The following is a 7,542-nucleotide window of genomic DNA, read 5'->3' as shown; positions in this document are numbered from 1 at the left end:
TGTTTAAGAAAACGATTCTCTGCTTTGACTTGTTCCAGTTCAGAATCGTACATCGGCCCTTTTCCATAACTATATTGCTTTCCTACAGGCTGTTGAAGACGATGAATGTCTCCGCTCTGATACCAGCGCATCCACTGTTGAATTTGGGTCTTATTTTTAATATTTAGTTCCTGCATGATCTGCTTTTTGGTGACACCTGCAAGACGCATTTCAATTGCTTTCATTTTAATTTCTACGGGATAACTAACTCTAGTTGCCAACGCAAAAACACCTCCAAGGTTGTCCCCATATCTTACGACATGGTCAGGTTCTCTTAAAGGTGTTTTGATTTGTCTCACATTACGGGGTCAGTCCCAGTGAAACGGGATGTTTTTATTCCTTTTTAGGGTTTCCGTCATTCAGGACTCCCCTTTTGGGACAGCCCATCGTGCTTGCCTTCTTTTGTATCCATCAGAATGCTACAGCTTGGCTGGCTCCTGTTTTTCCAACAAAATGTTTTTGATTTTGGTGGACAGCAGATCGAGCGCCACCCGGTTGTATCCGCCCTCTGGGATGATGACGTCGGCGTAGCGTTTGGTCGGCTCGATAAATTGCAGATGCATCGGGCGGACGACGTTCAAATACTGGTTGACCACGGAGTCCAGGGAACGGCCGCGCTCCTCGATATCGCGTACGATCCGGCGAACGATGCGGACGTCTGCATCCGTGTCGACGAACACTTTGATGTCCATGAGGTTGCGAATGCGCTCATCTTCGAGAATCAGCATTCCTTCCAAAATGATGACGTCTTTCGGGTCTACCTGGACTTGCTCGCTCTTGCGGTTGTGCACCTTGAAGTCGTAGATCGGCTTCTGGATCGCCTTTCCTTGCAAAAGCTCCTGCAAATGCTGCAAAAGCAGATCGTTGTCAAAAGCGAACGGATGGTCGTAATTGGTCAAAGCCCGGTCTTCCACACTCAGATGGCTTTGATCTTTGTAATAAGAATCTTGCTCGATCATCGTCACGCTATCGTTGCGGAACTGATGATACAACTCCCTTGCCACAGTGGTTTTTCCGGAACCACTGCCCCCTGCCACGCCAATCAATACAGGGTTACCCATGCCACATGTCCCCTTCCTCATGCTGCGTCCATCCTTTTTTGCCCTACGGCTGTATCTTTTTCTTCAGGCTGACAGCCAATCCGTCTCCTACCGGAATGAACGTCGTCTCCAAATCCGGTCGCTCCGCCAAATGGGCGTTGAATGCGATCAGCTTGTCCACCATCGGCTTCTGTCTCTTTCCAGCCTCTTCCGGTGTCGCCACCAAACCGCGGAACAGCACGTTATCGCTGATCACCAGCCCGCCTTCTTTCAGCAGCGGCAAATACAAATCGAGAAACGCCCGATACTGTCCTTTTGCCGCGTCGATAAACAGACAGTCAAACTGATAAGAATCAGGCAAGCCGAGCGTCGCGTCGCGGGAAAGAATTTCAACCCGTTCTGCGCAGCCTGCTTCCTGTACATTTGCCCGTGCCCGGGTCAATCGGTCTTCATCTATGTCCATCGTGACAATCCGCGCCTGTGGTGCCGCTTCGGCAAGCCAAATGGTCGAATAGCCGATTGCCGTCCCCACCTCCAGAATCGCTGCAGGGCGATGCAGCAAAAGCAGCATTCTCATCACCTGAGCGGAAGCGAGCTGAACGATCGGAATATTTTCCTCGGCCGCTTCCTGTTCCAGCCGCGCGAGCAGCGAAGAACGTTCCGGAACCAGACCCGACACGTAGTCGTCAATTGCGGGATTGGTTATCATGCTTTCACTCCTCTTTCGTTACAACCGCATTATTATAGCATACCTTGCAAAAAAGAACAGGGGAAACCTGGTTAGTTTCCCCTGCTTTTTGCATCATTTGCGTTGTGCTCGGAAAGTGTTTTGGAAAAGTAATGTTCCGAGGTTCCGTCTTTTTTCGTCACGTAGAAAAAGAAGTCGTGCTTCGCTGGATTGACAACCGCCGTAAGCGATGCCCGACCCGGGTTTGCGATTGGTCCCGGCGGCAATCCAGGGTTCGTGTACGTATTGTACGGACTTTTTACCTTCAAGTCGTCATACGTCAGCCGATCGCGCTGCTTGCCCAGTATAAACTGCACGGTAGCGTCTGCCTGCAACGGCCACTTGTCCCGGATGCGGTTGAAATAAACACCCGCGACGAGCGGACGTTCTTTGTCCACGGTCACTTCCCGCTCGACGATGGACGCAAGGTTGACCACTTCGTCCATGGTCAGCCCACGCTGCTTGATCAGCTCGTTCCATTCCGGCTGCCATTCCTTGGCAAACTGAGCCAGCATGCGGGACACGACATCATGGGCCGTCGAATCTTTTTTCACTTCGTACGTCTCCGGGAAAAGGTATCCTTCGAGGCGGTGCTTCCGGTTTTTATCTTTCGGAATTTCCGCTACAAAAGCAAACTCGGGGAACTCTCCTTCATTCACTTCTTTCAGGAAGGCTGCTTTTTCCACAATTCCTTCCTTGTCCAGATGCTCGGCAATCTGCTCAATATTCCAGCCTTCCGGGATCGTAAAACGCTCGGCGTTGACGACCGTTTTTCCCTCGGCCATCGCCGTGAGCATATCGTCAATGGCTTGTCCTGTTGTAAACTGGTATTCTCCCGCTTTCAGCTGCGGTCCCACGCCTTTGTACTTCACGTAATACTGGAACAGATCGGCATTGCGGATAAGCCCTTGCTCTTCCAGCAGTCTGCCGATTTCCCGCGCGGAAGAACCGGTGGGGATCGTCACGTTTTTGGCTTCTTGCGGACCATCTACGGGTTGCAGCCCGTTGTACACGTACCACGCTGCCCCTCCTGCGGCCAACAAGCCAATGAGAAACAAGGCGACGAGCCACATGACAATTCGTCCGCCCCGTCTGCGCCGATACGTGGCAGGTCTTTCCGATCTGAAATCAGACTTCGCTGACATTGGTTTCAAGCTAGAAATCCTCCCTTTAGGGTCTCTTCTCTCCATCCCGTCTATTATACAAGAGCTGACTTTCGCTGTCACTGTATACGATTTTTTGGCGAAAAGAGAAGAATTGGGAGGATTTCTGCTCAAGACCCGATTAGAACCAGCGGGCCGTCACTGTTTTTTTGCGGGTGTAGAACTGCACCCCATCCGTTCCGTTTGTGCCCAAATCGCCGTAAAACGACGCCTTGTTGCCTGCAAAAGAGAAAAACGCCATCGGAGCCGGAACATTCACGTTCACCCCGATCATTCCCGCGTCGATATTTTCACGGAAATGCCGCACATGCTCTCCCGATGTTGTGTAAAGCACGGCTCCATTGGCAAAATCCGAGCGGTTCGCCAGCTCGATTGCTTCATCCAGGCTTTTGACACGAACAATGCTTAAAACGGGAGCGAAAATTTCGTCCTGCCAGATTTTCATCTCCGGCGTCACCCCGTCAAAAACGGTCGGCCCCAAATAGTAGCCGTCCGGCAGCTCCTGCATCACGCTTCTGCCGTCCAGCAGCAAACGCGCTCGCTGCGCCTCCCCGCTCTCAATGTATCCGAGCACACGCTGGCGATGGGCGTCCCGAATCAGCGGAGCAACGAACGCCTCCTCGTCTTGCGTATCTCCTGCTTTCAGCTCCTGCGCGGCTTCCAGCAGCTTTGCGGTAAATTCATCCGCGATGTCTTCCATGACACATACGACAGACGTCGCCATGCACCGCTCTCCCGCGCTGCCGAAAGCGCCGTTGATGATTCCCTGCACGGTTTTCTCCATGTGGCAGTCTGCCATGACGACCGCGTGGTTTTTCGCTCCCGCCAGCGCTTGAACCCGCTTGCCATGAGCTGCTCCGGTTTTGTAGACATACTCGGCCACCGGCTGGGAACCGACGAACGAAACCGCTTTGACGAGCGGATGGACCAGCATGCCGTTCACGACGTCGTGGGCGCCGTGCACCATGTTCAGCACGCCTTTTGGCAATCCAGCCTCCATCATCAGCTCAACCAGTCTTTCCGCAAGCAGCGGCGTGCGCTCGGATGGCTTCAGCACAAACGTGTTGCCGCACGCCAGCGCCAGCGGAAACATCCAGAGCGGGATCATCATCGGAAAATTGAACGGAGTAATTCCTGCCACGACTCCGAGCGGATAGCGGTACATGACGCCCTCGATTCCTGTCGCGATTTCCGGCAGCGATTGTCCCATCATCAGTGTAGGAGTGGCTGTCGCAACCTCCAACGCCTCGATCCCGCGCTGTACCTCGCCACGGGAGTCTTTGATGTTTTTGCCGTTTTCTTGCGTAATAATGACAGCCAGCTCTTCCGCTTCCTGCACAAGCAGTTGATGATAGCGGTACAAAATCCGCGTGCGATTGGGCACGGGCGTTTTGCGCCACCAGGAAAACGCTTCGCTCGCCGCCTTCACAGCCTGATCGAGTTCTTCCCGGGAAGACAGCGGAACCTGCGCGATGACTTCGCCTGTGGCTGGATTGATGACGGCTTCCGATTTGCCGGAGCTGCTTTGCACCCACTCTCCGTTGATGAAGTTTTTTACCTCTTTCACTGCTGTAGCCATGAATCATTCTCCTCCCCTGTGGCACTACGCCTGAATTTTTCGCTGTGCGGCTTGCACGTAGGAATACAGCGCCGCCATGTCCTGCTCACCGAAGCCCGCTTGCTGCGACTTCTCGTACAGGCTGATCAGCTCGGCTGTGATCGGCAAATCCAGACCAGCCTGATGAGCCATCTCCTGGGCGATTTTCAAGTCTTTCAGCAGCAAATTCAAGGAAAAGTGCGGCGCAAAGTCGTTGGTTGCGATAAAGCTTTTATAGTTGCGCTCGTAGATGCGACTCTGTCCGTAGCTGACATTCAATATCTCGAACAGCTGGTCGAGGTCGAGCCCCATTTGCGCCGCCAATGTTACGCCTTCACTGACCGCAGATGTATAAAACCCGATCAGCAAGTTGTTGATCAGCTTGACCGCCGTTCCGCTGTCGACCCTCGCCCCGACGTGAAAAATATTTTGACCGAGCGCAGCGAATATCGGCTGCATCTGGTCGAACAAGTTCTTTGGCCCACCCACCATGATGGTCAACGTCCGATTTTTCGCCCCAATGACTCCGCCGCTGACAGGAGCAGCCAAATAGCCGACGCCTTTTCCTGCGCAAGCCACTGCCAAGCGCTCATTCAGCCCAGGTGTCACCGTGCTCGTATCCATGAGAATCTGCCCTGCTCTCGCATGCTCCAGAATGCCGCCCGCTCCGGTGTAAACGCTCTCAACAATTCCAGGCGAGGGCAAGCTCGTCAAAACGACCTCTGTCTGTTTCACCACCTCTTCAATCGTCAGTCCCGCAACTCCGCCAGCGGCCGCAAACTCCTTTTCCGCGTCTGGATTGACGTCGAAGCCATATACCGCATACCCGCTGCCAAGCAAGTTTTTGGACATAGGCATCCCCATATTGCCCAGACCAATCATGCCAATTGCAGGCAAACTCGACATAGTGAACTCCTCCTTTTTTCTAAAAGATGAGGGGTTAGACGGATGCACTACGGCAGATGCCTCTGTCTGTTCCTGAGTCTAGCGGTCACTCCGCCTATCCCTAAATCAAAGGCGCTCTTTACTTCTCCTAATCGTAGGCACACCCGCCCCTCCTAAGTTCAGGACGCTATTTGCCTCTTCCTAGGTCGCAGACACATCCGCCTCGCCAAGTCCAAGGCGCTTTCTCCCTCTCCTAAAATCGCAGGCACGCCCCGCCTCCCTATGTCCCGGACGCTCTTTGCCTCTTCCTAGTTCGCAGACACATCCGCATCTCCAAACCCAAGGCGCTCTCTACCTCTTCCCTAAATCGCAGCGACATCCCGCCTCTCCCCCCTCCAGAAAGCAAACTCCGTGCCACGACGTTTTCACCGCTTCATCCTTGCTTTCTTTCGACCAACTGTCCAAAAAACACAAAAAGTGTCTAGACAATTACACCGAATCGTCTAGACACTTTTTAATCGCCGCCCCCGTTCTGCTACCTATCAGCTAATTTGATACTTGCTCAGCTTGTTGTAAAGCGTTGCCCGGGAAATGCCGAGCTTTTTGGCTGCTTTCGACTTGTTCCCTTTCACTTCATGCAGCGCTTCCAGAATACGCTTCTTTTCCGCCAAAGCCCCTTCTGCTCCGCCTCCACCAGCCTGATTCAGCGGCGTCCCGGCTTGCCGATCACGCTGGGGCAAGACTGCTTCGGCAAAGCCTGTTCCCCCGAAAAAGACCGCAGGCAGATCACTCGTCCGTATGCGATGGTCCTCCGACAAGGTGACAAGGCGCTCAACCGTGTTGACCAGCTCGCGTATGTTGCCAGGCCAATCGTAGTTGATCAACAGTGACATGGCTTCTTTGTCGATGTCTTTTGGCGGCATGTTGTTTTTCTTGCTGAGCGCCTGCAACTGCGCCGCGATCAACAAAGGAATGTCCGTTCTTCTTTGCGCCAATGGAGGAATGACAAGCGGAATGACGTTCAGGCGGTAATACAAATCTTTGCGAAAAGTCCCCTCCCGCACCCTGTCTTCCAATGAATGGTGTGTAGCCGCAACCAGCCGAAAGTCGACGGGAATGCTCTTGACTCCCCCGACGCGTTCCACCTCGCGCTCCTGCAAGACCCGCAAAATTTTCGCTTGCATGTGCAGCGGCATGTCGCCAATCTCGTCCAGAAAAAGCGTTCCTTTGTTTGCCAGCTCGAACTTGCCCGGCTTTCCGTCTTTTTTCGAGCCGGTAAAAGCGCCTTCCTCGTAGCCGAACAGCTCCGACTCCAGCAAATTTTCCGGGATGGAGGCACAGTTGACGATTACGAGCGGGCCATTTTGGAACGGACTTAGCGAGTGAATCGCTTTGGCAAACAGCTCCTTGCCCACTCCGCTCTCCCCGTTCAGCAAAATCGTGGCAGACGTCTGGGCCGCTCGCCGCGCGACTTTTTTCGCCTCTGCGATCGCTTCGCTCTCCCCGATAATCTGGTCAAATGTCACTTTGTTGTTTTTCGGCCTAGGCGCCTCGATCACAATTCGGCTATCCCCGATTTTCTCGTGCAACACTTGCATGCGGTCAAAAATTTGGTACAGCTCCGACACCCCTTCAAAAATCAGCATGCCAACGGCGCCAATGACCCGGTTTTCTTTCCAGATCGGGATGCGGTGAACGACCATATCCTGCCCGAGCAGTCTGTGCGCCTGGTTTCTTTCCGGTATTCCGGTTTGCAGCACGACAGGCAAGCGCGTATTTTCGATCACCTCTTCCACGTAACGGCCGATGACATCTTCTTTTCGCACGCTGATAAATCGGCAGTACGCATCGTTCATCATTCGGATGTAGCCGTGCTCATCCACGATCGTAATGCCCTCGTACGCTGTATCGAAGCACACCTTGAACCATTCGATTGAATTTTCCAACTCCTGTATCCGTTTTTCGGCTTCCTTGTACTTTTCCCAAATCAGTTCGGAGCCGGACTCGATTAGGCCATCCATCTCGCTTTCTCCTCTCTGTTTGACTTCGGAAGCAAACAGCCTTGCCGATAAAAAAAGAGAGGGCATCTGC

At 53.3% G+C, this 7,542-nt stretch carries 7 protein-coding genes; all 7 read right to left on the bottom strand.

Features of this window, described 5'->3' with window-relative positions:
* The coding region (locus tag M2298_RS03745) for a helix-turn-helix domain-containing protein (RefSeq protein ID WP_280648231.1) at positions 1–260 on the bottom strand (260 nt) is incomplete at its 3' end.
* 198 nt (positions 261–458) lie between these two features.
* A complete protein-coding gene (gene udk, locus M2298_RS03740) occupies positions 459–1,100 on the bottom strand; it encodes a uridine kinase (RefSeq protein ID WP_122964178.1) in 642 nt (213 codons plus the stop codon).
* Between the two features lie 43 nt (positions 1,101–1,143).
* Positions 1,144–1,788 (bottom strand): O-methyltransferase, encoded by a 645-nt coding sequence (locus M2298_RS03735; protein ID WP_217022427.1) that lies wholly within the window; start codon positions 1,786–1,788, stop codon positions 1,144–1,146.
* Between the two features lie 71 nt (positions 1,789–1,859).
* On the bottom strand, positions 1,860–2,960 hold the full coding sequence (mltG, locus tag M2298_RS03730) for an endolytic transglycosylase MltG (RefSeq protein ID WP_280648229.1): 1,101 nt from the start codon (positions 2,958–2,960) through the stop codon (positions 1,860–1,862).
* Positions 2,961–3,090: 130 nt separating this feature from the next.
* Positions 3,091–4,548 carry a CoA-acylating methylmalonate-semialdehyde dehydrogenase gene (locus tag M2298_RS03725; protein WP_122964181.1) on the bottom strand — a complete coding sequence of 486 codons (1,458 nt, stop codon included), beginning with the start codon at positions 4,546–4,548 and terminating at the stop codon, positions 3,091–3,093.
* Between the two features lie 24 nt (positions 4,549–4,572).
* Positions 4,573–5,463 carry an NAD(P)-dependent oxidoreductase gene (locus M2298_RS03720; protein ID WP_167470288.1) on the bottom strand — a complete coding sequence of 297 codons (891 nt, stop codon included), beginning with the start codon at positions 5,461–5,463 and terminating at the stop codon, positions 4,573–4,575.
* 530 nt (positions 5,464–5,993) lie between these two features.
* The gene (locus M2298_RS03715; protein ID WP_280648228.1) at positions 5,994–7,472 is read right to left on the bottom strand and encodes a sigma-54 interaction domain-containing protein; all 1,479 of its coding nucleotides are present in this window, start codon (positions 7,470–7,472) and stop codon (positions 5,994–5,996) included.
* Positions 7,473–7,542 lie beyond the last annotated feature (70 nt).

The organism is Brevibacillus sp. 1238 (genome assembly GCF_029892995.1).
Classification (GTDB): domain Bacteria; phylum Bacillota; class Bacilli; order Brevibacillales; family Brevibacillaceae; genus Brevibacillus; species Brevibacillus parabrevis.
The sequence above is the reverse complement of the archived record's forward strand: the minus strand, read 5'-3'. Positions and strand labels throughout refer to the sequence as shown.